Source organism: Arthrobacter cavernae, from assembly GCF_017368795.1.
Classification (GTDB): Bacteria; Actinomycetota; Actinomycetes; order Actinomycetales; family Micrococcaceae; genus Arthrobacter; species Arthrobacter cavernae.
Genome location: NZ_JAFNLL010000026.1, coordinates 17,070 through 40,644, shown reverse-complemented (window position 1 = coordinate 40,644; position 23,575 = coordinate 17,070). Strand labels below are relative to the sequence as shown.

The window sequence follows — 23,575 nt, the reverse complement described above, 5'->3', positions numbered from 1 at the left end:
CCTGACCTGTGCCCCGTATCAGCCATTGATTCCGACTGGGGGCCATTTCCATCTTGGCAAACGAAACAACCAAAATCATCGCCGGTATCGACACCCACGCCAACACACACCGCGTGGCCATCATCAACGAACACGGCAAACCGCCTGCAGACCGGGAATTCCTGGCCGTAGGGGGACTTTCATAATTTAATGCGGGAAGATTTCCTTGGCTGCTGCGATCGCGGACATGGCTTTGGGCCATCCCGCGTAGAAGGCCAGGTGGATGATGGCTTCCTTGAGTTCGGTTTCGGTCAGGCCGTTGGTCTTTGCCCGGGCAAGGTGTCCGCGCAACTGCTCGGTGCTGCCGCTGGTGATCAGGCTGGCGACGGTGATGAGGCTGCGGTCCCGTGGGGAGAGTTCGCTGCGCTCCCATATGTCGCCGAAGAGCACGCCGTCGGTGAGTTCTACGAGTTTGGGCGCGAAATCGCCGATGAGTTGTTGGGCGCGGGTCTGGGGTATTTCGGTCATGGAGCGGTCCTTTTGGATTGGTGAGGGGCAGGGGTGCTGTTGTGGTCAGGCTGAAAGGAGGCCGGTGCGGCGAAGCCAGGAGTCGACCTGTGCGCCTGCGCTTTGGACTTCTTCGCCCCGTACGGCGAGTCCTTCGGCGATGTTCGCGCCCGGACAGGAGCTGGCGTAGTCCTGCTTTGTTGTTCCGAGCCCGCTCATGGCGTGCGTGGTGATGGGATGAATGGTTTTGCCGGTGAAGTCGTAGCTTCCGACGAACGTGGACATGATCATCGGTGCCCGGACATTCCAGATTCCGCTGGCAAGGAGAACGGTGCCGTACTGCTCGATGGAGGGCAGCGGGTTGGCGATGGCCGGGCGCGAATCGTTGTTCTGCTCGCGGACGTTCCGCGCGACGGTGGCATCGTAGCTTCCGGGGTATGGCTCGGCGGCTTCGATTCGGTGCACGTCACAGCCTGTGCGGTCCCTGATCATCCCGGCGAGCACTTCAGTGTTGCCGACCGTGAGGTGGGTCCGGCCACCGTAGTAGTAGTTCTCCCCGGCGCGCGAGAAATAGGCCAGCAGGAGCCGGCCTTCATTTTTCGTGGGCTTGGGCGTGTTTGGTGCCGTGTCGGCATCTTGTGAAGGCATGGGGTTTGGTCCTGAGGTGCAGCCCGATAGTGTGGCGCCCATGAGCGCGCTGGCCAGTGCTCCCGCTCCGAGGTGCAGCACGGAGCGCCGGCCAACGGCGTCCGGGGTGTTCATGTCCGTCAGGATCAGTCGAACCGTCGTCCGCCCAGCCAGCTGACCATGGCAGGGTCGCGGTGGTCGAAGAACAGGCTGGCGCCAGTGTCCAGTGCGGCGATCCGGCCCATTTGTTCTTCAGTGAGGGTGAAGTCGAAGGCGTCCAGGTTCTGCGCCATCCGCTCCGGCCGGACGGATTTGGGGATGACCACCACGTCGCGCTGGATGAGCCAGCGCAGCACCACCTGGGCGACGGACTTGCCGTGAGCTTCGGCGATGGCACTCAGGACGGGATCCGTGAACAGGTTATTGCGGCCTTCGGCGAAGGGCCCCCAGGACTCGATCTGGACGCCGCGTTCGCGCATCAGCGCCTGGTCGGCTTCGCGCTGGTGGAACGGGTGGGTTTCGATTTGGTTGACTGCGGGGACGATCTCGTTGTGGTCAATAAGGTCGATCAAACGGTCGGGGTGGAAGTTCGAGACACCGATGGCCCGGGCGCGTGCTTCCTTGTTGATCTCCTACATGGCCCGCCATTCGCTGTAGTAGTCCCCGAGGGGTTGGTGGATCAGGTACAGGTCGACGTAATCCATGCCGAGGCGGTGCAGTGAGTTGTCGAAGGCGCGCTTTGTTTCGTCCTGGACGTTGCCGTTTGGGGCGTGCTGGATCCAGAGTTTGGTGGTGACAAAGAGCTCGTCCCGTGCGATTCCGCTGGCTTTGATCGCCGCGCCGACGGCGGCTTCGTTGCCGTAGGACGCGGCCGTGTCCAGGTGGCGGTAACCGGCTGCGAGGGCAGCTTCGACGGCGGCCTGGGTTTCTTCCTCGGGGATCTGGAAGACACCGAAGCCGAGGATGGGCATTTCGACGCCGTTGTTCAGGGTCACGGTTTTCATGGTTTTCCTTGTGTTTGGGTAGGGGTGTGGGGGTTATCGGATTGCTTGGGTGTGGGCTGTTGCGTAGTCGAGGTCAGTGACGGGTTCGAGCCATGTGGCGCTCTGCCCGTTGTCGTGCTCGCCCATGGCCAGATGGCACATCAGGCTCTCGGGCACGGCACCGTGCCAGTGTTCTTCACCGGGCGGGGTGTGGACCGTGACTCCCGGGCGCATGAGGATGACCGTGCCATCGCGCGTGCCAACAAGCCCGGTTCCCTCGGTGCACCACAGGGTCTGCCCGAGGACGTGGGAATGCCAGTTAGTGCGGGCCCCGGGGGTGAAGTGCACCAACGCAGCAACCAGCCTCGACGGCGCCCCGCCGGCATGGAGCGGCGTCAGGTAAACGTCTCCTGTGAACCTCTCGGCCGGGGCCTTTGCAGCAGGTGCAAGGTCAACGAGTTTCATGATGCTTTCCTTTGATCGTGGCGCAGCCTCAGGGAGGCAAATACGAGAATGACGAGGATCAGCGCGGTCCACCCCAGGCTTGCCCGTAGCCCTTCCATGAAGCCCTGCGCTGTGAGGACGGCGCCGAAAATCGCGACGCCGAGAGAACCTCCCACTTGCCGGGCCGTATTGACGACGCCGCTGGCCGTCCCGGCGTGTTCCGTGGGCACATGGTCCATTACCAGCGCGATGATCGGAGGCACAGTGAAGGACCCGCCAACACCCACCGGCACCATCACGAATGCGACGAGCAGCACCGGCGAGTCATCCGGCAGCAGGCAGAGCCCGGCAAGGCCCAGGGCCATGACCAGCTGTCCAGCCACGATCATGGCCACCTGCCCGAAACGGGCCATGAGCCGGGCCACCAAGGGATTCAGGAGGGCAACCAGGGCGGTCATCGGCAAGAACAGCAGCCCGGTCTCCAGCGCCGTGGCCCCGCGCTGCTGCTGGAAGTACAGGCTTTGCAGGAATACGACGCCGTAGAAGGCCGCCATCGTGGCCACGGCAACGCCAAGTGTGGTGGAGACGCTGCGCGAACTGAAAATGTCCAGTGGGATCATCGGGGCCCGTCCCTTGGCCTGCGCCACCATGAATGCCGTCAGCGATGCGGCAGCCAGGGCAAAAGTGGCAAGGATTTCGGGGCCTCCGTAGCCGGCGGAGGCGCCCTCGATGATGCCGTAGGTCAAGCTTGCCAATGCCAGTACCGCGGTGACCTGCCCGGCCCAGTCGAAAGGCATCGGCCGGCGCGGCGATCGGGCCACGCGGGCAAGGACCATGAGCGCTGCGGCCCCGACCGGCAGGTTGACGAAGAAGATGAGCCGCCAGTCTATTTCTGTGAGGACACCGCCGAGCACCGGTCCGGCTCCGGCTGCGACGGAGCCGCCCAAACCCCAGTACACAATGGCCCGGCCCCGCTGCACAGCGTCGCGGTAAGCCTCTTGGATAAGGGCCAGGGATGCCGGGGTGATCAGCGCGGCTCCTATGCCCTGCAGGATCCGTCCCGCAACCAAAGCCGCGAGGTTCGGACTGAAGGCGCATGCAGCGGACGCCACGGTGAACAGGACCATGCCGATCCCGTAGGCGCGGCGGGCTCCCACCCTGTCAGAGAGCGTTCCCGAGAACAGCTGCAGCGCCGAGAACATCAGGGTATAGCCGGTTACCACCCATTGCAGCCCGGCCAGTCCTCCGCCGAAATCATTCCGGATCGCAGGGAGGGCTACGTTGAGGATCAGGGCGTCCAGGGCCACGACAAAGAAGCCCAGCATGGCAACAGCCAACGATGCGCGCGGACGGGTCGCCGTGATCGACGAGGTGACAGCAGACAAAGGCATGAAGTCCTTTCAGGCTGGAAAAGCAACTGATTCAAGAAGACCAGCTCGTTTAGACGCGTAAGAGTGCCTGTTGTACGGTGTACTGCCAGTTCCTGTTAGCCCGTTCCAAGCCGTCGTAGCGTAGAGGAATGGACAACAACAAGGACGTCCGCGAGTTCCTCATGACCCGCAGATCGCGGATCACCCCCGCCCAAGCCGGCCTGACCGCCTACAGCGGAACCCGGAGGGTCGCCGGACTCAAACGCGAGGAAGTCGCCCTGCTGACCGGCGTCAGCACCGAATACTACGCCCGCCTCGAACGCGGAAACCTGCGCGGCGTGTCCGACTCGGTCCTTGACTCGCTCGCCCGCGCCCTGCAGCTGGATGAGGCCGAACGAGCCCACCTGTTTGATCTGGCCAAAGCTGCCGCACCGTCCCGCCCAGCCGGCAACCGTAGAGCACACGGCGAATTACGGTCAAGCGTCGAACGGATCCTCGCCGGGATGACCGGCACGCCCGCGTACGTCCGGAACTCCCGAATGGAGATCCTGGCAGCGAACAACCTCTGCTTCGCCCTCTACACCGGCATCCTCAGCCCGGAAACCCTGCCCCTCAACCTCGCGCGGTTCATGTTCCTCGATCCCCGCTCACAGGACTTCTTTGTCGACTGGAGCACCCTCGCCGATGATTTCGCCGCCGCACTGCGCACCGAGTCCGGCCGCAACCCCCGAGACCGATACCTCAACAACCTCATCGGTGACCTCGCCGCAGGAAGCACCGAGTTCTCCACCCGCTGGGCCCGTCACAACGTCCGCTTCCACCGGACAGCGCGAAAAACCATGCGCAACCCCCTCGTCGGTGAGATTGAACTCACTGGCGACGCACTCGAACTTCCCGGAGAAGGCATGACCCTCATCGCCTATACCGCCGAACCAGACAGCCATGCCCAGGAACAACTCGACTTCCTCGCCAGCTGGAGCAACACCGGAAAGCTCCCGGTCGACCCAGCTGCCGCCAGCCCCGCAGTGCGCAACCCACACGAAGGGGACGTGCGGGCGTGACCACGTGGACCGAGTAGCACTGCCAAAAGCGCTTCAAACCCCGCCATAGCTGACCGGGCAAAGAGCCGGCATCATGATTTGACGCACCGAACTGGCACCAGACCAGGAAGCGGTCCATTCTGATAGAAAAGGCCCTGCCAACGTGGAGGTGGAGCATGCGGATCGCACTCCTGGGGGACGTCATGCTCGGACGGCTGGTGAACGAGCAGCTGAGAGTGGCCGATCCCGCCTATCCCTGGGGCGATACCCTCCCAGTCCTCCGGCAGGCGGACATCAGGTTTGCCAACCTCGAATGCGTCCTGGCGAACGGCGGAACGCCTGAGGTGGGCAAGGTGTTCCACTTCCGCTCGGACGTCAAAAACGTGGAGAGTCTGAGGTCCGCGGCGATCGACGTGGTGTCCCTGGCCAACAACCATGTGCTGGATTTCGGGGTTGATGCGCTTCGGGAGACGTTGCCGGCACTCGATCGGCACGGGATCCTGCGGGCAGGGGCTGGGATGGACGCCGAAGCTGCCCGGCGACCGGCAGTCCGGCGGGTAGGCCCAACCGCGGTCGGCTTCATTGCCTTCACCGACAACGAGCCGGGCTGGGAGGCGACCGCCCGGTCCCCGGGAATCCACTACGTGCCCGTGGACCCCGGTGACCAGCGGGTGACGGATTTGCTGGAACTGGTCCGGCGGACGAAGGTCCGGGTTCAGCTGCTGATCGTTTCGGCACACTGGGGCCCCAACTGGGGGGCCGCTGTCCCGACCGCGCATCAGAGTCTGGCGCGGGCGCTGATAGATGCAGGGGCCGATGTCGTGTTCGGGCATTCGGCGCACATTTTCCGCGGCGTCGAAATCTACGGGGACCGGCCCATTATCTACAGCGCTGGCGACTTCGTGGATGACTACGCCGTGGACCCAACTGAACGCAACGATCAATCATTCATCTTCCTGTTGGAAACCCTCGGAGGCGCACCCCGCAAGCTGCGCCTGCATCCGACGACAATCACCGAATTCCAGACTCGCCTGGCGCGTCGGAGCGCGCGGAATATTGCCGAGCGGATGCAGCGGCTGAGCCAGCAGCTCGGCACGCGGAGCGTCTGGATCGAGGGCGAGAATGTGCTGGAAATCCCGATCGGCTCGATCCGAGAAGGCTCAACGGACGCCTCCTCCGTGGTGTGACTGCGGCAGCTTAGCCCCGGGCGGCAGGCGAGATACATCGCTGTGACCGTGTCCACTACCGTCTGTTGTCAGTAAACTGGGACGCATGACCGAGCACGAATCGGCCCCGGCCGGGGTCGCTGCGGCTCCAGGCCTGACCGATCCGAACGCCATCGACACGTCCTTGCGCAGTCCGGCACAGCGGTCCCGCACGTTCGCCGGGATCCTGGTGAACACTGCCCTGGCCAACATCACCACCAGCTACCTGTGGTTCGCCCTGACGTTCTGGGTGTATCTGGAGACGCGCAACGTGATCGCCACCGGGGTGGTCGGCGGCGCGTACATGCTGTTGATCGCCCTTTCCAGCATCAGCTTCGGCACCTTCGTGGACCGCTACCGCAAGCTGGCCGTGATGCGCTTCGCCGCCGGTTTCACCCTGGTGATGTTCGTGCTGTCCGGGGTCATGTTCCTGATGATACCCACCGCCCGGCTGCTGGACCTGACACAGCCGTGGTTCTGGATCTTCACCATGGTCATCCTGATCGGCGCGGTGGTGGAAAACATGCGGAACATCGCCCTCTCCACCACGGTCACCATCCTCATCGACCCGGATCGTCGGGCCAATGCCAACGGGCTGGTGGGCATGGTGCAGGGACTGATGTTCATCGTCACCTCGGTGCTCTCCGGGCTGTCGATCGGGCTGCTGGGCATGGGCTGGACGATCGTCGTTTCCCTGGTGCTCACGGCGCTGGCCTTCGTGCACCTGCTCACTTTGCGCATGCCCGAGGAGGTGCGCGCGGCCGCCTCGGACGCGCACGGCGGTTTCGACCTGCGCGGCTCCCTCGCCGCCGTGCTGGCCATTGCCGGACTGTTCGCACTGATCCTGTTCTCCACGTTCAACAACTTCATTGGTGGCGTCTACATGGCGTTGATGGATCCCTACGGCCTGGAGATGTTCCCCGTGGAGCTGTGGGGGACCTTCTTCGCCGTCGGCTCCACCGGGTTGCTCGTGGGCGGCGCGCTGATCGGCAAGTTCGGGCTCGGGTCCAACCCGCTGCGCACCCTGCTCATCGCGGTGCTCCTGATGGGGTTCCTCGGTGCGGTGTTCACGCTGCGGGAGTGGGCATGGCTGTACGTCGCCGGCATCTGGCTGTACCTGGTCCTGATACCTTTCGTGGAGGCCGCCGAACAGACTGTCATCCAGCAGGTGGTGCCCCTGCCCCGGCAGGGCCGGGTCTTCGGATTCGCCATGGCGTTCGAGTCCGCGGCCGCGCCGATCACTGCGTTCCTCATTGCGCCGATAGCCCAGGTCTGGATCATCCCGTACGCGCGGTCCGCTGAGGGCGCCGCCCAACTGGCCCCGCTGCTGGGCGAGGGCGTGTCCCGCGGCATTGCCCTGGTGTTCCTGGTGGCCGGGATCATCATGATCGCGGCCGCGCTGCTGGCCTTCCTGACCCCGGTCTACCGCCGGGTCTCGGCGACGTATGCGCAGGCGGCTGCAGAAGCACAGGAGACGGCAGCACCGCCCCCTGTGGACGAGTAGGGGCGTACCGCCGTCCGCTTCCGGCGAACAGTGCGCTCTACGTTGCGGCTTCCGCTTCCGCCATCCTGACCATGCGCAGTTCGTCCACCACCGCACGGGAGGGCCAATGGTCCTTCGCCAATGCCCTCGCCCGGATTTGTTCTGCTCCCGGGAAGAGCCTGTCCAGCAGCCCTGCCGCATAAAGCAGGGCCGTCAGAGCCGTGGTCCTGGAATCGGACGGCGCACCGCCGAGTACGGCTTGGACCTTTTGCAGCAGCGCGGCTTCCGGAGCGTGGTCCTTCTCCGGATACCGCGTGGTCTTGAACAGGCCCAGGCGTTTTTCGCCGACATGCTCCACGACGCCCAGCGACGCCATCCCCTCGTAGAGACGGTGCAGTTCGGCGCGGCTCTCCAGCATGGCGACCCAGCGTTTGGGAGTGTGGGGCCGTGACTTTTCACGGATGAGTTCCAGCTGGTGCTGGAACTCCGATTCCGGGGCGGCGCCGGTGGCCCTGACGCGCTTCCCCTGCAGCTCTATTGCGCCGAGCAGTTCCAGCTCGGCCAAGACTGCGCCTGCCACTGCGACCCTGAGGACGAACGCCGGCAGTTCGGGCTCGCCGCCCTTGTCGTCCGTTGCCAGTAGTAGAAATGCCTGGGGAAGGCTCAGCTCCCCGTCTTTCGGTGTTTCAGCATCCATAGGATCATGGTGGCGCAGTTGGGCGGCCACTACAACGGCAGGCGAGAGTACGACGGCGGGAGCCTCCCGCCGTCGTACTCTTGCCTTGAGTGGTGCTCTGCATCAACGGCCCGTTGTGGGAGGGAAAATGACCGTTCGGAGCGCGGGCATCCTGCTGTACCGCCGGAGCGCTGCAGCGGAACTGGAGGTGTGGATAGCGCACATGGGCGGACCCTTCTGGGCGCACAAGGACGCCCGGGCCTGGTCCATTCCCAAAGGCGAGTACACCGAAGACGAGGACCCTCTGGCGGCCGCGCACCGTGAGTTCGCCGAGGAGATCGGCACTCCCGCACCCGCCGTCGACTACCTACTGCTGGGCGCCTTCCGGCAACCCTCGGGCAAGGTCGTCACTGTTTTCACGGCCGAGTCGGACTTTGAACCCGGACGAATCGTGAGCAACACCTTTGACTTGGAATGGCCGAGGGGCTCCGGCATAGTCCGGAGCTACCCTGAGATCGACGACGCCTGCTGGGCCAGCGAGACCGAAGCCCGCACCAAACTGGTGGGCGGCCAACTGCCGATCCTCGACGCCCTCATCCAGCACCTCCGCTAACCGGGCTGCTGACCATCTTCAGGTGTCGCTCTCTCCAGTTCAGTCAAACCGCAGAGGGGTCCAGCCAAACGGGATCGGGCCGCGGACTTTAGCCCGATCGCGGTCAGCTTCGTCTGACCACCCCTGCGCGGCTTTTACGGTGGGCTGCCCGCAGGCACTACGTGCCACCCGGAATCCGACGTCTTCCAGGACAGCGTCAGGCGCGCTGCCACGGCGCACCGACGCGCGCACGTTCCACGCGTCGTCAGCCCAACCTCCACCGCGGAATGTCCTGTAGTCCGCGTATCTGGCCGGATCGGCGTAGTCCCAGCACCACTCCCAGACGTTGCCCAGCATGTCGTACGCACCGAGATCGTTGGGAGCCTTGAGCGCGACGTCGGTTGGCGCAGACAGCCCGTCCAGCGCCGTCCAGGAGACCTCATCGAGCGGACCGTAGTGCGGCCCGGCAGTTTCCGCGCGGCAGGCGTATTCCCATTCGGCCTCCGTGGGCAGCCGGTAGCCATCGGCCGCCACGTCCCATTCGACCTTGCGGCCGCTCCGCGCGTAGGCCGGGGTGAGGCCCTGCGCAACAGACGCGGCGTTGCACCACTCGATGACGTCAAACCATGTGAGGCCGTGGGCCGGCGCGTGAGGGGAGCGCCCGCTCCCATACCTTGGCGCTCCAAACTCGGCCCACGTCACCGCGGTTCTTCCAATTTGGAAGGCCGTGAGGGTCACCGCGTTGCTGCGGCCAGTGCGTGCGTCACGGAGCTCAATTTCGCCGCCGGGCAGGCTGAGGAGTTGTGGCGGCTTGGTGTCCATGGGAGCTAAGCCTAAATGGCGCGCATGACCAGCGTCCGATGCAGCACGAGAGTTGACACTTATCGTTAGATGTATAACGGTTAGCGCTTTGACACTATTCGATAGACGCGTAACTATTAGTGCATGGCAGCAGCAGCAATCACGGCACTTACCGTCGCAGAGTCCGCCGACCGCCTCGGCCGCAGCAAGATGTCCGTCCACCGACTGTTGAGCTCCGGCCAGTTGACCTCGGCTGGGACAGCAGGGAAAACGATTCTCATCGACAGGTCCTCAGTCGAGCGAATCGCTGCCAGGGGGACCCGCCGCGGCCGGGCATGGACGGCCAAGACAGCCTGGGCTGCTTTGGCCCTGCTCTCGGGACAGAACCCCACATGGATCTCTTCCTCAGAGAAGTCCCGGCTGAAATCCAGGCTCCGCGAACTGGACGCCGACGCCGTGTGCATCCTTGCCAGGAACAAAGACAAGACGATCCGTTTCAGGATCAGCCCGGACGGACTCGCCGCCCTGAACGATCATTTGATCGCCAGCGGTGCCGCTGCCATGCGCGACAAGAACACAGCGGCAACATTCGGCATGGCCGGCGGCGGCGGTATAGCCGAAGGCTATGTAATGGCTGGGGACGCACAAGCCTTGGCCGACGCGTTCAGCATGGTCCAGGACCCCGAAGGCAACGCCATCATCCATGAGGTCGACTTCGCCGAACCCTTCGCGGCGGGCCGGGCACCGGTGGCCGCCATTGCCGTAGACATGATGAACTCCCTCGCCTCCCGTGAGCGCAGCGCCGGCCAGCGCGTCATCAGTGAACTCCTCCATGCCTGAGCCAGCCGATGACCGCGAATTGTGGGACGTCCCTGTCCCACCGGGCGGCTGGGGCACTCCCTGGCCGCAGTGCGTAGAACTGGCCAGGACACTCCCCTCCACGCAGTGGACCCTGGTCGGTGGCCTCATGGTCCAACTGCATGCCGCAGCCGCCGGCCTTGCCGTCTCCAGGCCGACAGCCGACGTCGACATCGTCCTCCACATCGAAACAGGCGCGGCAGCGACGTCGTCAGTTGTGGCCGTCCTGAGCAAGCTGGGCTATACGCTCCAGCAGTCGATCGACGACGACGCCCCGGCGCACCGGTTCGTCCGAGGGGCACAGCAGATCGATGTGATGATTGCCGATCACTTGGCACCGGCCAAGATCCCGCGTCTCGGAGGACGCAGGCCTTTCCAGATCCCCGGAGGCACCCAGGCTTTACAGCGCACCGTTAATTGCCGGATGACCGCCGATGACGACGGCCCGGTGCTCGTCAGCATCCCCAACCCCCTTGGCGCACTGGTCTTGAAGGGTGCCGCCTACAGGGAGGACTCCCGCGACAAGGACAGACACCTCGACGATGCCGTGGTCCTATGTGCGACCATCCGGAACCCGCTGGTAACCGTGGGACTGATGAAAGGCAGCGATAAATCCCGCGTCCTGAGCCTGCACAGGGTGCTCTCCGACGACGGGCACAGGTCCTGGCAGCTGCTGGAGCCGGCCGAGCGGATCATCGCCATGGATGCGCTCCGGATTCTGGCCGCCAACCACAGCCTGCCACCGGTGAACAGGCTCAAGAAGAGCTAGAGATTTGGCGGCTCCACCGCGGCTCTCCACGCCTTCCCTGATGCCGCTCCTTCCTGACCTTCTTTGCGAAGCTCAGCGTGCAAGTTCAACCCGTTTAGATTGAACTTCCGCCTTCGAGAATCCAAAGAAGGTCAGGAAGCAACGCGGCCCACGCGGAGCGCCTCAAGCCTCAGGGACCGGCACCGCGAACTGGCGAGACCCGCTGTCGGAGGGTGTCGGGGTGGGCCGTGCCTAGGGCTGGTAGATATCCCGCCGGTGGCCCATGGCGAGAACCAGGACGATGAGCTGTTCATCCCGGATCTCATAGATGATCCGGTAATCGCCTGTGCGGACACGCCAGTCGCCGCTGCTTCCGGACAGTTTCTTGGCGCCAGGTGGGCGGGGTGTTTCAGCGAGGAGCTCGATGGCGGCCTGGATGCGCCGGCGGGCGTCGGGCGGGAGCTTGCGCAGTTGCCGGACGGCAGCCGGCGCGAGCTGCACGGCATAGCTCACGCCAGGCCCAGCTCCGCCTTGACTTCCTCCCAAGGCACGGGGCCTTCGCCAGTCTCGGCCATTTCGGTCCGAGCCGTGTTAGCCGCCCGGAGATCCTCCAGATCCTCGGCAGCCTCAATCAGGCGGGCCAGGTCCTCGGCGTCGATCAACGCAGCCACGCGGCGGCCACGGCGCAGCAGGTACACCGGTTCATGGCTTACGCGCGCGGTATCGACGGCCTCGGAGAGCCTGCTCCGCGCATCGGTCACAGTCATCTCGCTCATGACACAATTTTAGGCAGCCTACGCTGAAATGTACATTAGCGCGAAATCGGCTAAGACGCCGTGTAGGCGGCACCGGCGGCGGACCCGCGCAGGCCGGCTTCGGAGGCGACGTTGACAACGGAGCCGGTGCCGGCTTCCAGCATCAGCGGCACCACGGCGCGGGTGAGGCGCATGAGGGCGGTGACGTTGATCCGGAAGACGCGGCCCCAGAGGTCGTCGTCCACCTCGTGGATCGGGGCGAAGTTGTCCATGATGCCGGCGACGTTCGCCAGGGCGTCGACCCGTCCGCCGGCGGCCGCGACGACGGCGGCCACGGTCTCTTCGGCGGAGATGTCGCCGGCCACGGGGACCAGGTCCAGTCCGGCGTTCTCGGCCACCAGGTCGTCCAGGCGTTCCTTGCTGATGTGCAGTGCCGGGCAGCGGCTCAGACGAGATTACCCGTGGTATTGCCGTGGAAAGCCCGCTGCTGTGGGCGACGGGCACGTCGCCCACAGCAGCGGGCTGCATGGCTGCCGCGGTCAGACGGCGGGCTGATGCTGGGTGATGCAATGGATGCCGCCGCCCCTGGCGAAGATGGGGCGGGCATCGACCATCACTACTTCGCGGCCCGGATACGCCTGCTCCAGGATCCGGCGGGCTCCCGCGTCCGCGGGGTCGTCGAAACTGCAGGCGATGACGCCGCCGTTCACCACCAGATGGTTGATGTAGCTGTAGTCGACCCAGTCGAGCTCGTCACGCAGCGTGTCCGGGGCCGGTACCTCCACGATGTCCCAGGCACGGCCCTGCGCATCCCGGGTCCCGGCGAGCATCGCGATGATATCGGCGGTGATCTGGAAGTCCGGGTGCGAAGGGTTGCGCTGGGAGTGGACCAGCAGCACACCGGGCGACGGGATGGCGGCCACGATGTCCACGTGTCCGCGGGTTCCGAGTTCCTGCGAATCACGGGTCAGCCCGCGCGGCAGCCAGATGATATGCGTGGCGCCGATGGTGCGGGCCAGCTCGGCTTCGACGTCCGCCTTGGTCAGGTGCGGGTTCCGGAACTTATCCAGCTGCACCGTCTCGGTGACCAGCACGGTGCCCAGACCGTCCACCTGGATCCCGCCGCCTTCATTGACCAGCGGGCTGTCCAGCAGCTCCGCCCCGGCCAGCCTCACCACTTCCGCACCGACCCCGGAATCCTTGCCCCAGCTGGCCCATTCCTGCTGCCCCCAGCCGTTGAAGACCCAGTCCACCCCGCCCAGCCGGCCGTCGTCTCCGGTCACGAATGTGGGCCCGATGTCCCGCATCCAGGCGTCGTCGAGGGGCGCTTCCACGAGGTCAATGCCAGCCGAAAGATAGGTCCGCGCGGCCGCCATGTCCGGCGGGTCCACGACCATGGTGACCGGCTCGAATTCCGCCACAGCATGTGCCACGGCTGCCCACGCTGTGCGGGCCTCATGGGTTTCTTCCGCGGTGTGCCCTATCGAGGATCTCTCCGGCGGAAATGCCATCCAGACCTTTTCCTGGCGGGCCGTCTCGCTCGGCATCATCCAGCTCATGGCTGGGCCGCGGTCTGCTTGGCGGATACCGCCCCGTACGGGCGGTCAAAATCGACTTCCCGGGTGAGCCCGGCGTAGGTGTCGGGGCGGCGCGTGGTCAGGAACGGGAACAGGTCCAGCCAGTCCTTGCGCTGGTCCAGGTCGAGGTCGGCTACCAGAACGGCTTCCCGGTCCCGCGGCGCCTGGACCAGGACTCGGCCGTAGGGATCGGAAATGAACGAGGAACCGTAGAAGTTGATGTCGCCTTCGTCGCCCGTCCGGTTGGGGACCACCATGAACGTGCCGTTCGTGATGCCGTGGCCTGTGATCACGTGCTGCCACAGCGGCTGGTGGTCGAACTCCGGGAAGGTCGGCTCCGAGCCGATGGCCGTGGGGTAGACCAGGATTTCCGCGCCGGCCAGCGAATATAGCCGGGCGACCTCCGGGAACCATTCGTCCCAGCAGGTGGGGAGTCCGACGGCGGCCCCGTCCAGTTCCGCGGGGCGGTACACGGGGTAGGCGTCGACGGCCGGTCCGGCGCGGAAGTAGGTGTCCTCGTAGTAGCCGGCGCTGACGGGAATGTGGGTCTTGCGGGTGCGTGCCAGCAGCTCGCCCTGGGGCGCGACGAGGATGGCGGTGTTGAAGCCCAGTCCGTCGTTTCCGTCTGAGCGCTCGTAGAGCGAGGCGTGCACGGTGACGCAGTGTTTCCGGGCCGCGTTGGCGGCGAACTCGAAGGTGGGGCCGTTGAGCAGGTCCTCGGCATTCCGGGCGGGGTTGCTGCCGGCCCGGACGTTGGCCGGATATTTGGACAGCGTAAGTTCCGGCAGGAACACGGCCCTGGCTCCGGCGTCGGCGGCTTTGCCGACGGCCCCGGTCAGCACCGACCTCAGCTCTGCGGCGTTTTCCCGCCAGCGGTGCTGGACCAGGGCCACGCGGAGGGGCCGGCGGGTGCTTTCCTGGCTCCGGGCGAAGGAGGCGGGCGGTTCGGTGTTGGCGATGATGTCCATGGTGGTGCTTCCTAACGGGACCCTAGGGGTCCTTGCATGATCGCGGGATTCCGCTGGAATCGCGTCGTTTGATAAGTGGTTGAGAGTTGGGTCGGTGGTTCATTTGCCCAGACCCTGTTCGGAAGGTTCCTTCAAGGTGGTCGGGCGTGCTGTGGTGAGTGAGTCGATGGCCGTCGTCAACAGGGAACGCGCGTGGTCTGTGGTGATGAAACCGTTGAGCCAGCGGCCGGAGATCCCTTCCACCAAACTGGTGAGGATCTCCGCGGTGACTGCGGCCTCGTCCTCGCTGGTGCCTTCGCTGGCGGCCACGATGGCCTGGGCGATCTCACGGTTCCATTCCGCCGTTGTCCGGGAAAGCGGTTCCGCCAGCTCCTGTTCGAAGATGGAGCAGGCCCGGAGCTCGTTCCAGGCCACCGAATTCCGGCGGACATCAGCGTCGTCTTTGATTTCGTCAAGGAGCAGGTGCCTGAAGTGCCGGGCGCGGTCTTCGGCGTCAGGGGAGGTGGGGGAGTCGTCCTTGCTGACCTGCTTGTTGATGTGTTCAAGTGTTGCGGCAAGCAGGCCGGCCCGGTCGGTGAAGTGGTAGTACAGGAGGCCTGGCGAGACACCGGCTTCTGCTGCCACATCGTTGACCCGCATTCCCCGGACGCCGTTCCTGGCGATGCAGGTGGTGGCGGCGGTGAGGATCCTGGCTAGTTTGTCAGTCATGGTTTGACAGTAATACGTGCTCACCCCGCTCTGGTGCGGCCTCGGCCAGGGAGGCAGGCGGTTCGGGCCAGAGCCGGAGCGCCAGGAGGTAGCCGGCGGCTCCGATGACCGTGGAGCCGATGAAGCTGAGGTCGATTCCACCGGCGAGCTGCGAGAGTGGGCCCGTGTAGAGGGATGTGTCCGTGGCCAGGACTCCGAAGAGCGAACCCGCGGCCCAGGGGATCACCGCGCGGAGGTTCCAGCCATTGCTGAACCAGTAGCGTCCGCGCGGGCCGCTTGCGCGGAAGAGCTGGAGATCCGCGGCGTGGTACTTGCCGCGGCGGGCGACCAGGAATCCGAGGACGTTGATGGCCACCCACGGCCCCGCGAATCCGTTGAGGACCAGCGTCATGGCCGTAATGGAGTCGACAGCGTTGAAGACGAAGACACCCACGTAGAGGAGCCCGACGGCGATCGCCGAGGTGATGAGGGTGGTGTGGATGCGTCGGAGCCGCGGGAACAAGGCTTCGAGGTCCAGACCGCTGGCGTAGAGGTTGAGCACGCCCTGGCCGAGGCCGCCGGCCAGGGCGATGATGAGGATTGGCATCAGGTACCAGGCCGGCGCGGACCGCACCAGGTCTGCGACGTAGGAGCCGCCGAGTTCCGGGATGGCCGAGGCTGTGAAGGCGCCGAAGAGGGCAGTAACGAACAGCCCGAGGAACACGCCGAGGCATGCGGACGTCACCACGGAGCGGTCCGAGTGCAGCGTCCGCGAGATGCGCCGGCTGTAGTCGCCCAGAGTGGGTGCATAGGAGAGGGGACCGCCGACGGAAATGACGGCGGAGAGGATCCAGGTGAGCCAGAAATCGCCCAGAAGGTAGTCGGCATGGACTGTTGTGGGGCTGAACGTCGGTGCGAAGGCAACGACGCCGATCAGCAGCAGGACGCCGACGACGGGTGCGACGAACTTCTGCATCGCCACCACGGTGCCGTGGCCAAAGAGCGCAACCAATACGATTTCCACGGAGATCAGGGCGTAGCCGATGGCGAGCGTGACGCCGTCGACCGGTACTCCCAGCAGCCGCTCGGCGGCGGCAACCAGCGCGTCACCCGAAGTCCAGACCGCAATGGCGGCGTAGGCAAGGGCGAACAACAGGGTCAGAGCGGAACCGATCAACCTCCCGCGGGTGCCGAAGTGTGCGGCGCTGGAAACGGTGTTGTTGGTGCCGGTCCGTGGCCCCAGGAGAGCCATCGGGGCGATCAGGGCCGTACCAACGAGGAGACCGGTGAGGCTGGCCGTGGCGGCGCCCACGAAGTCCAGGCCGAAGGTGATGGGAAGCCAGCCGAAAACGATGACCGAGAAGGCGAAGTTGCCGCCGAAGAACACGGTGAACAGGTTCCGGGGGCGGGAGGTGCGTTGTTCGTCGGGAATGAACTCAATGCCGGCCGACTCAATGCGGCCGAAGCGGTCCTTGTGCGCGGATGCGGCACCGACGGAATCCGCGTCTTTGCGGTTGCGCGTGCTGATCATGGCAAGCCTTTCGTGAGCTACATCATGTTGATGCATTGCATCAACCATAAGGCCTGACTGAATTTTCAGTCAATAGCTGGCAACTGGACGAGCCTTGGAAGCTGGTGGTTCCCGCGGGTGCCCTGCTCACCACAGAGAACATCGACCTTGGGAATCTGCCACTTCCCTGGCTCGGCGTTGACTCTTCAGCCGCCAACTCTGCGGTGCTCGGCCGGCTCCGCCAGTCCACGGGAGCCGAGCTGGAGACGGTGCATCAGTACCAGGAAACGCTGACCGCACTGGCACTCGTGGCGGCAGGCGAGGGTGTCGCCATCGTGCCCACCTGGCGTTGAGCGGCGTCAGCCATGACGGGGTGGACGTCCTGGACGTCCCCGGACTGGGCACGCGGCGCATCGTCCTGCGACGGTTCGACCGGCGGCGGGCAGCCAGCCTGCCCGTGGACACAGTGGCGCGCCTCCTCCGGGAATCGGCGGCGGCGTTCGACACTCGGTCGACATCCTGACCGACTACAGCAAGGTCATGCGGCCCTTGAAAGTGCACTCGTTACGGGTTAGGCAATAGTCTGGCCAGATGGGGACGAATGCCGTGAACTCCGGCGAACAGATGGACAGGCAGTCGCGCATTCTCGAGGCGGCGCTGGATCTGCTGTCCCGCCATGGGATTTCGGGTGTGAGCATGCGGGCTGTGGCCCGCGAAGCCGGCGTCGCGCTCGGCCTGGTGAACTACTACTACGACGACAAGACCAGCCTGATACGGGCAGCCCTGCGCCGGGTCGACGAACACGACCTCCTGCTGGTGGCACCCGACCCGTCGTCAGACCCGGAGGAACAGCTGCGCCGGTCCCTGCGGCGAGTGGCATCCGCAGACCTGCTGACCACCCGCTACCTGTCGCTGCGCCTGCACCTTTGGGCCCTCGCCCAGGCGGACGAGGGCTATGCACAGATCAACGCCGAGGCCTTCGACCGCTATCTCGACGGCCTCGCCGCGCTGGTTTCCAACGCCCAACCCGATCTGTCATGGGAGGCATGCAGGGAGCGGGCCGCTGACATTGTCGTCATCCAAAACGGCATGTGGCTGACCACGCTTCTCGGCGTTGATGAGGCCTCCATCCAGCGAAGCATCGCCCGCACGGAGCAAATCGCCTTCGCACCGCTTCATGACCACACCATCCAGGACCACGGGCTGCACGAGTCCTGAACCACCAGCACCGGGCACGTTGAGTTCCCGTAGGTAGCATTGAACGAGTGTTCAAAAAAACATTGAACACTCGTTCAATCTGCGTTAGTGTCCTTCGTATGACTTACGCCACACCAGCCCATAACGTCATTCGAACCTCAACAACCGGGACAGCATCCACCCTGTTCATCAACGGCGCCTGGGAGCCGGCCGCCTCCGGCGCTGTGCGCGCAATCCGCAACCCCGCCGACGGCGAGTTGGTGGCCACCGTCTCCGAGGCCGGCCGGGAGGACGCGGAACGGGCCATCGCCGCAGCCCGTGCAGCCTTCGACTCCGGCGTCTGGTCCTCCGTCCCGGCACCCGAGCGCGGCACCTTCCTGCTCAAGGTCGCAGCCGGACTGCGCGAACGCCGGGAAAAGTTCGCCCGCGCCGAGTCGCTGGACACCGGCAAGCGCATGGTCGAAAGCCGCATCGACATGGACGACATTGCCGCCTGCTTCGAGTACTTCGGCAGGCTCGCCGGGCAGCAGGCGGGCCGCATGGTCGACGCCGGGAACCCCGCTGTCGTCAGCAAAATCGTCTACGAACCCGTGGGCGTCTGCGGCCTGATCACCCCGTGGAACTACCCCCTGCTCCAGGCGGCGTGGAAGATCGCGCCCGCCTTGGCCGCCGGCTGCACCTTCGTCCTCAAGCCCTCCGAGCTAACCCCGTCCACAGCCATCCTGGCCATGCAGCTGCTGCAGGACCTCGGCCTGCCGGACGGCGTCGCCAACCTCGTGACCGGACCCGGCGCGGAGGCGGGCGCACCGCTCTCGGAACACCCCGCCGTCGACCTCGTCTCCTTCACGGGCGGGCTGGAAACCGGCAAGCGCATCGCGGCAGCCGCCGCCGGAACTGTCAAGAAGGTGGCCTTGGAGCTTGGCGGCAAGAACCCCAACGTGGTGTTCGCGGACGCGGACTTCGACGCCGCCGTCGACAATGCCCTGAACGGCGCGTTCGTCCACTCCGGGCAGGTCTGCTCCGCCGGGGCACGGCTGGTGGTGGAGGAATCGATCGCCGAACGCTTCGTGGACGAGCTGGTCCGCCGCGCCCGGGACATCCGGCTGGGCGGGCCGTTCGATGACGCGGCAGAATCCGGGCCGCTGATTTCCGCGGCCCACCGGGACAAAGTCAACGCCTATGTCCAGCGCGGCATCCAGGAGGGTGCGCGGCTGCGGACCGGCGGTGCGGCGCCGCATGGAGAAAAGTACGACGGCGGGTTCTACTACCAGCCGACCGTCCTGGACCGCGTCCAGCGGGGGATGTCCGTGGTCACCGACGAGGCGTTCGGCCCAGTGGTGACGGTGGAAACGTTCCGCACCGAGGACGAAGCGGTGGCCACCGCCAACGACACCATCTACGGCCTGGCCGGCGCGGTCTGGACCCAGGATGCCGGCAAGGCGCAGCGCGTGGCATCCCGGCTGCGGCACGGCACCATCTGGATCAACGACTACCACCCCTACCTCCCCCAGGCCGAGTGGGGCGGCTTCGGCCAGTCCGGCGTCGGCCGCGAGCTGGGCCCCACGGGCCTGGCCGAATACCAGGAAGCCAAGCACATCTACCAGAACACCAGCCCGCAGGTCACCGGCTGGTTTGCTGACCACGGCAAGGAGAACTAGATGCACTACGACAACATCGACGATGTCACCGAGCGCGGGTTCGACTACGTCGTCATCGGCGGGGGATCCGCGGGTGCCGCCGTCGCCGCCCGGCTGAGCGAGGATCTGGACGTGACCGTGGCCCTCGTGGAGGCCGGCCCGGATGACCGCAACCTGCCCGAAATCCTGCAGCTGGACCGCTGGATGGAGCTGCTCGAATCCGGCTACGACTGGGACTACCCGGTGGAACCGCAGGAAAACGGCAACTCTTTCATGCGCCACGCGCGCGCCAAGGTGATGGGCGGCTGCTCCAGCCACAACTCGTGTATCGCGTTCTGGGCTCCCCGTGAAGACCTGGATGAGTGGGAGTCCAAGTACGGCGCCACCGGCTGGAACGCCGACGCTGCCTGGCCGCTCTACCAGCGGCTGGAAACCAACGAGGACGCCTGCCCGGACGCGCCCCACCACGGGGACTCAGGACCCGTGCACCTGATGAACGTGCCCCCGGTGGACCCTGCCGGCGTCGCACTCCTGGACGCCTGCGAGCAGGCGGGCATTCCCCGTGCGAAGTTCAACTCCGGCACCACTGTGATCAACGGCGCCAACTTCTTCCAGATCAACCGCCGCGCGGACGGCACCCGCGCCTCCAGTTCGGTCTCCTATATCCACCCCATTATCGACCGCGACAACTTCACCCTGCTCACAGGCCTCCGCGCCCGCCAGCTGGTGTTCGACGCGGACAAGCGCTGCACCGGCGTGGACGTGGTGGACTCCGCGTTCGGCCGGACCCACCGGCTCTCCGCGCACCGCGAGGTAATCCTGTCCACCGGTGCCATCGACTCCCCCAAGCTGCTGATGCTCTCCGGCATCGGCCCTGCAGCCCACCTCGCCGCGCACGGCATCGAGGTGCTGGCGGACTCCCCCGGCGTGGGCGAGAACCTGCAGGACCACCCCGAAGGCGTGGTCCAGTTCGAGGCCAAGCAGCCCATGGTGCAAACGTCCACCCAGTGGTGGGAGATCGGCATCTTCACCCCCACCGAGGACGGCCTGGACCGCCCGGACCTGATGATGCACTACGGATCCGTCCCGTTCGACATGAACACCCTGCGGCACGGCTACCCCACCACGGAGAACGGCTTCAGCCTCACCCCGAACGTCACGCACGCCCGCTCCCGAGGCACCGTCAGGCTGCGCAGCCGCGATTTCCGCGACAAGCCCATGGTGGATCCGCGCTATTTCACGGATCCCGAAGGCCACGACATGCGGGTCATGGTGGCCGGTATCCGCAAGGCCCGCGAAATCGCCGCCCAGCCCGCGATGGCCGAATGGACCGGCCGCGAGCTATCGCCCGGCGTCGAGGCGCAGACGGACGAGGAGCTGCGGGAATATATCCGCAAGACCCACAACACCGTGTACCACCCGGTGGGCACGGTCCGGATGGGTCCGGCCGACGACGGGATGTCACCGTTGGATCCCGAGCTTCGGGTCAAGGGCGTCACGGGCCTGCGCGTGGCGGATGCCTCCGTGATGCCTGAGCACGTCACCGTCAACCCCAACATCACCGTCATGATGATCGGCGAGCGCTGTGCCGATCTCATCCGCGCCGGCTACACCGGTGGCGCTGTAAGGAAAGAGGTGGAGCTCAGCCCGTCCTTCGCCTGAGAGGCAAGTTCCGGAGGCTATTGATCCCGCGGCCAATGGCGCCGCGGGTTGCATCGTCGTACTTTTCTGACTTAGGAGTTCACATTTTGGAACCCAGCAAGAGTATTGATTCAAGCGGCATGGATGAATTTGGCTACACCCAGACCCTGGACCGGAGCATCGGCAAATTTGCCAGCTTCGCCGCAGGCGTGAGCTACATCTCCATCCTCACCGGCGTCTTCCAACTGTTCTACTTTGGTTTTTCCATGGCCGGCCCGGCGTATGCCTGGTCCTGGCCCATCGTCTTCGTCGGCCAGCTGATGGTGGCGCTCTGTTTCGCCGAGCTGGCCGGCCGCTACCCCGTGGCGGGATCGGTCTACAACTGGGCCAAGCGGCTCTCGTCGGGGACCTCGTCCTGGCTGGCCGGCTGGCTGCTGATGCTGTCCTCGATCATGGCGCTGGCGTCAGTGGCACTGGCCCTGCAGCTCACCCTGCCGCAGCTGTGGTCCGGATTCCAGCTTGTCGGTGACGGCACCGGCCCCTACGACTTCGCCATGAACGGCGTGGTGCTGGCCACCATCATGATCACCATCTCCACCCTCATCAACGCGTTCGGCGTGAAGCTGATGACCAGGATCAACAGCATCGGCGTTTTTGTGGAGCTGAGCGCGGCAGTGCTGCTGATCCTGGCGCTTGGCTGGCATGTGGTGCGGGGGCCCGAGGTCTTCTTCAACACTGCCGGCTTCGGCGAAGGGCACGACCTCGGCTTCTTCGGCGTCTTCCTCATCGGCGCCATGGCTTCGGGCTACGTCATGTACGGCTTCGACACCGCCAGCTCCCTCGGCGAGGAAACCAAGGACCCCAAGCGCACCGCGCCCAAGGCCATCCTGCGCGCCGTCACGGCCTCGTTCGTGCTGGGCGGGCTGATCCTGCTCTTCGGCATCCTCGCCGCACCGGACCTGGCCGACCCTCAAGTGGGAGCAGCCGACGGCGGGCTCCAGTACATCGTGCTCTCCGTCCTCGGCGGACCTTTCGGCAAGGCCTTCCTGGCATGCATCGTGGTGGCCGTTGTGGTCTGCACCCTGGCTGTCCACGCCGCCGCCATCCGCATGATGTTCGCCATGGCCCGGGACAACAACCTGCCGTTCAGCCGGCAGCTCAGCAAGGTGGATCCGGTCCGCAGGACCCCCAAGGTCGCGGCGATCGTGATCGGTGTCATGGCCGTCATCCCGCTGCTGGTCAACGTTATGCAGCCAGCAATTTTCACCATCCTGTCCAGCATCAGCATCGTCCTGATCTACCTGTCCTACCTCCTGGTCACGGTTCCCCTGCTGCGCAAGCGGTTCCTGAAGCAGTGGCCGCTGGCCGCAGACGGCTCCGAGCCCGGCTTCAGCATGGGCAAATGGGGGCTGCCCGTGAACATCCTGGCGGTCCTGTGGGGCGGGGCCATGACGGTGAATCTGGTCTGGCCCCGGCCGGAGATCTACAACTCCGTGCCGCCGTTCGAGTGGTACCTGCAGTGGGGCGGGGTGATCTTCGTGGCCGCCGTGATCATTGGCGGGGCCCTGCTCTACCGCCTGAAGATCCGCCACCAGACCGGGGTGCTGGCCGAGCACGCCGCGGCAGTCGCAGCACATCCGTCATCGGGCGGAGCGCAGCACGAAGCCGCGGAGGATGCGCTGGTGCCCGGGTCGGAAGCGTAGTAACACCAACGGAAAAGGTCGACGACGGCACTCACCTGAGCGCCGCCGTCGGCCTTTGCACTTCTAGAACTGCCCGGTCGGGCCGCTGTCCTTGACTTCACCACGCCAGGCGCCGGTTTCGGTACCGCGCGATTCGATGAAGTCCTTGAACTTCCGCATGTCGGCCTTGACCTGCATCTCGTCGATCTTCAGCGCCGCGCCTGCCTTTTCAGTGACGGTTTCCGGCGCCCATTCGAAATGGACTCTGACCTTCGTGTGATTGGCATCCAGCGGTGTGAACCTGATGATGCCGGCATGCGACTTTCCGTCGGTGCTGCGCCAGGCGATCCGGTCGTCAGGCTCCTGGTCAACTATTTCGGTATCGAATTCCCACTGGACGCCACCCACCTTGGTAACCCAGTGGTTGGTGGTGTCAGTCAGCTGGGTTACTGATTCCACACCGGACATGAACTGCGGAAAGGATTCGAACTGGGTCCACTGGTTGTACGCGGTCCGCACCGGAACTGCGACTTCAACGGTCTCTTCAACGTGTTCCATCTGCTTCCTCCTGTCATGACGGACGGCCGCAACAACGGACCGGCAGCGCT

The 23,575-nt window shown here is 65.3% G+C and carries 24 protein-coding genes and 3 pseudogenes; 12 read left to right on the top strand and 15 right to left on the bottom strand.

Going from position 1 to position 23,575, the window contains the following annotated elements:
• Positions 1–53: 53 nt before the first annotated feature.
• On the top strand, positions 54–185 hold the full coding sequence (locus tag J1902_RS19695; RefSeq protein ID WP_278253627.1) for a hypothetical protein: 132 nt from the start codon (positions 54–56) through the stop codon (positions 183–185).
• A gap of 1 nt (position 186) precedes the next feature.
• Here the strand turns inward: J1902_RS19695 and J1902_RS11545 are convergent, their stop codons facing one another.
• The 5 genes and pseudogenes from J1902_RS11545 to J1902_RS11525 form a co-directional block, all read right to left on the bottom strand.
• On the bottom strand, positions 187–507 hold the full coding sequence (locus tag J1902_RS11545; RefSeq protein ID WP_207616403.1) for a carboxymuconolactone decarboxylase family protein: 321 nt from the start codon (positions 505–507) through the stop codon (positions 187–189).
• 45 nt (positions 508–552) lie between these two features.
• A complete protein-coding gene (locus J1902_RS11540) occupies positions 553–1,248 on the bottom strand; it encodes a flavodoxin (protein ID WP_207616402.1) in 696 nt (231 codons plus the stop codon).
• An 11-nt stretch (positions 1,249–1,259) separates the two neighbouring features.
• Positions 1,260–2,117, bottom strand: a pseudogene (locus tag J1902_RS11535) (aldo/keto reductase).
• Between the two features lie 33 nt (positions 2,118–2,150).
• Positions 2,151–2,561, bottom strand: a complete 411-nt coding sequence (locus J1902_RS11530) for a (R)-mandelonitrile lyase (RefSeq protein WP_207616401.1) — start codon at positions 2,559–2,561, stop codon at positions 2,151–2,153.
• A complete protein-coding gene (locus J1902_RS11525; RefSeq protein ID WP_207616400.1) occupies positions 2,558–3,931 on the bottom strand; it encodes an MFS transporter in 1,374 nt (457 codons plus the stop codon). The genes J1902_RS11530 and J1902_RS11525 overlap by 4 nt, the downstream gene beginning before the upstream one ends.
• Before the next feature lie 128 nt (positions 3,932–4,059).
• Between J1902_RS11525 and J1902_RS11520 the strand changes: the two genes are divergently transcribed.
• The 3 genes from J1902_RS11520 (at position 4,060) to J1902_RS11510 (ending at position 7,659) form a co-directional block, all read left to right on the top strand.
• Positions 4,060–4,971: a helix-turn-helix transcriptional regulator gene (locus J1902_RS11520; protein ID WP_207616399.1), complete on the top strand. Its 912-nt coding sequence runs from the start codon at positions 4,060–4,062 to the stop codon at positions 4,969–4,971.
• 155 nt (positions 4,972–5,126) lie between these two features.
• Positions 5,127–6,137, top strand: coding sequence for a CapA family protein (locus J1902_RS11515; protein ID WP_207616398.1), 1,011 nt, complete (start codon positions 5,127–5,129; stop codon positions 6,135–6,137).
• Positions 6,138–6,222: 85 nt separating this feature from the next.
• Positions 6,223–7,659 (top strand): MFS transporter, encoded by a 1,437-nt coding sequence (locus J1902_RS11510; protein WP_207616397.1) that lies wholly within the window; start codon positions 6,223–6,225, stop codon positions 7,657–7,659.
• Positions 7,660–7,696: 37 nt separating this feature from the next.
• Here the strand turns inward: J1902_RS11510 and J1902_RS11505 are convergent, their stop codons facing one another.
• Entirely contained in the window at positions 7,697–8,335 is a 639-nt protein-coding gene (locus J1902_RS11505; protein ID WP_207616396.1) for a GOLPH3/VPS74 family protein, read from the bottom strand.
• Between the two features lie 127 nt (positions 8,336–8,462).
• On the opposite strand from J1902_RS11505, the gene J1902_RS11500 reads away from it, so the two are divergent.
• A complete protein-coding gene (locus tag J1902_RS11500) occupies positions 8,463–8,927 on the top strand; it encodes an NUDIX hydrolase (RefSeq protein WP_207616395.1) in 465 nt (154 codons plus the stop codon).
• 39 nt (positions 8,928–8,966) lie between these two features.
• Here J1902_RS11500 and J1902_RS11495 read toward each other — a convergent pair whose 3' ends face one another.
• A complete protein-coding gene (locus J1902_RS11495; protein ID WP_207616394.1) occupies positions 8,967–9,728 on the bottom strand; it encodes a formylglycine-generating enzyme family protein in 762 nt (253 codons plus the stop codon).
• 123 nt (positions 9,729–9,851) lie between these two features.
• Between J1902_RS11495 and J1902_RS11490 the strand changes: the two genes are divergently transcribed.
• Positions 9,852–10,547 (top strand): helix-turn-helix domain-containing protein, encoded by a 696-nt coding sequence (locus J1902_RS11490; protein ID WP_207616393.1) that lies wholly within the window; start codon positions 9,852–9,854, stop codon positions 10,545–10,547.
• On the top strand, positions 10,540–11,334 hold the full coding sequence (locus tag J1902_RS11485; RefSeq protein WP_207616392.1) for a hypothetical protein: 795 nt from the start codon (positions 10,540–10,542) through the stop codon (positions 11,332–11,334). The genes J1902_RS11490 and J1902_RS11485 overlap by 8 nt, the downstream gene beginning before the upstream one ends.
• 231 nt (positions 11,335–11,565) lie before the next feature.
• Here J1902_RS11485 and J1902_RS11480 read toward each other — a convergent pair whose 3' ends face one another.
• The 7 genes and pseudogenes from J1902_RS11480 to J1902_RS11450 all read right to left on the bottom strand — a co-directional run bounded on the left by J1902_RS11480 (position 11,566) and on the right by J1902_RS11450 (position 16,831).
• Positions 11,566–11,826, bottom strand: a complete 261-nt coding sequence (locus J1902_RS11480; protein ID WP_207616391.1) for a type II toxin-antitoxin system RelE family toxin — start codon at positions 11,824–11,826, stop codon at positions 11,566–11,568.
• Complete coding sequence (locus tag J1902_RS11475) at positions 11,823–12,089, bottom strand: type II toxin-antitoxin system Phd/YefM family antitoxin (RefSeq protein ID WP_207616390.1); 267 nt, start codon at positions 12,087–12,089, stop codon at positions 11,823–11,825. Before J1902_RS11475 ends, J1902_RS11480 begins: the two co-directional genes overlap by 4 nt.
• A gap of 53 nt (positions 12,090–12,142) precedes the next feature.
• Positions 12,143–12,511: pseudogene (locus J1902_RS11470) on the bottom strand (SDR family NAD(P)-dependent oxidoreductase); the annotation flags it as partial.
• 96 nt (positions 12,512–12,607) lie between these two features.
• Positions 12,608–13,627: an agmatine deiminase family protein gene (locus J1902_RS11465; RefSeq protein ID WP_207616389.1), complete on the bottom strand. Its 1,020-nt coding sequence runs from the start codon at positions 13,625–13,627 to the stop codon at positions 12,608–12,610.
• Positions 13,624–14,613 carry a nitrilase-related carbon-nitrogen hydrolase gene (locus J1902_RS11460; RefSeq protein WP_207616388.1) on the bottom strand — a complete coding sequence of 330 codons (990 nt, stop codon included), beginning with the start codon at positions 14,611–14,613 and terminating at the stop codon, positions 13,624–13,626. Before J1902_RS11460 ends, J1902_RS11465 begins: the two co-directional genes overlap by 4 nt.
• Before the next feature lie 99 nt (positions 14,614–14,712).
• Entirely contained in the window at positions 14,713–15,321 is a 609-nt protein-coding gene (locus J1902_RS11455) for a TetR/AcrR family transcriptional regulator (RefSeq protein ID WP_207616387.1), read from the bottom strand.
• On the bottom strand, positions 15,314–16,831 hold the full coding sequence (locus tag J1902_RS11450; RefSeq protein WP_207616386.1) for a purine-cytosine permease family protein: 1,518 nt from the start codon (positions 16,829–16,831) through the stop codon (positions 15,314–15,316). The genes J1902_RS11455 and J1902_RS11450 overlap by 8 nt, the downstream gene beginning before the upstream one ends.
• An 83-nt stretch (positions 16,832–16,914) precedes the next feature.
• Here J1902_RS11450 and J1902_RS11445 point away from each other — a divergent pair.
• The 5 genes and pseudogenes from J1902_RS11445 to J1902_RS11425 form a co-directional block, all read left to right on the top strand.
• A pseudogene (locus J1902_RS11445) lies at positions 16,915–17,333 on the top strand (LysR substrate-binding domain-containing protein); the annotation flags it as partial.
• Positions 17,334–17,401: 68 nt separating this feature from the next.
• A complete protein-coding gene (locus tag J1902_RS11440; protein WP_207616385.1) occupies positions 17,402–18,028 on the top strand; it encodes a TetR/AcrR family transcriptional regulator in 627 nt (208 codons plus the stop codon).
• Between the two features lie 98 nt (positions 18,029–18,126).
• Positions 18,127–19,665 carry an aldehyde dehydrogenase family protein gene (locus J1902_RS11435; protein WP_207616384.1) on the top strand — a complete coding sequence of 513 codons (1,539 nt, stop codon included), beginning with the start codon at positions 18,127–18,129 and terminating at the stop codon, positions 19,663–19,665.
• Positions 19,666–21,306, top strand: coding sequence for a GMC family oxidoreductase (locus tag J1902_RS11430; protein WP_207616383.1), 1,641 nt, complete (start codon positions 19,666–19,668; stop codon positions 21,304–21,306).
• A 119-nt stretch (positions 21,307–21,425) separates the two neighbouring features.
• On the top strand, positions 21,426–22,988 hold the full coding sequence (locus J1902_RS11425; RefSeq protein WP_207616382.1) for an APC family permease: 1,563 nt from the start codon (positions 21,426–21,428) through the stop codon (positions 22,986–22,988).
• Positions 22,989–23,051: 63 nt separating this feature from the next.
• On the opposite strand, the gene J1902_RS11420 is transcribed toward J1902_RS11425, so the two are convergent.
• Complete coding sequence (locus J1902_RS11420) at positions 23,052–23,525, bottom strand: SRPBCC family protein (RefSeq protein WP_207616381.1); 474 nt, start codon at positions 23,523–23,525, stop codon at positions 23,052–23,054.
• Between the last annotated feature and the right edge of the window lie 50 nt (positions 23,526–23,575).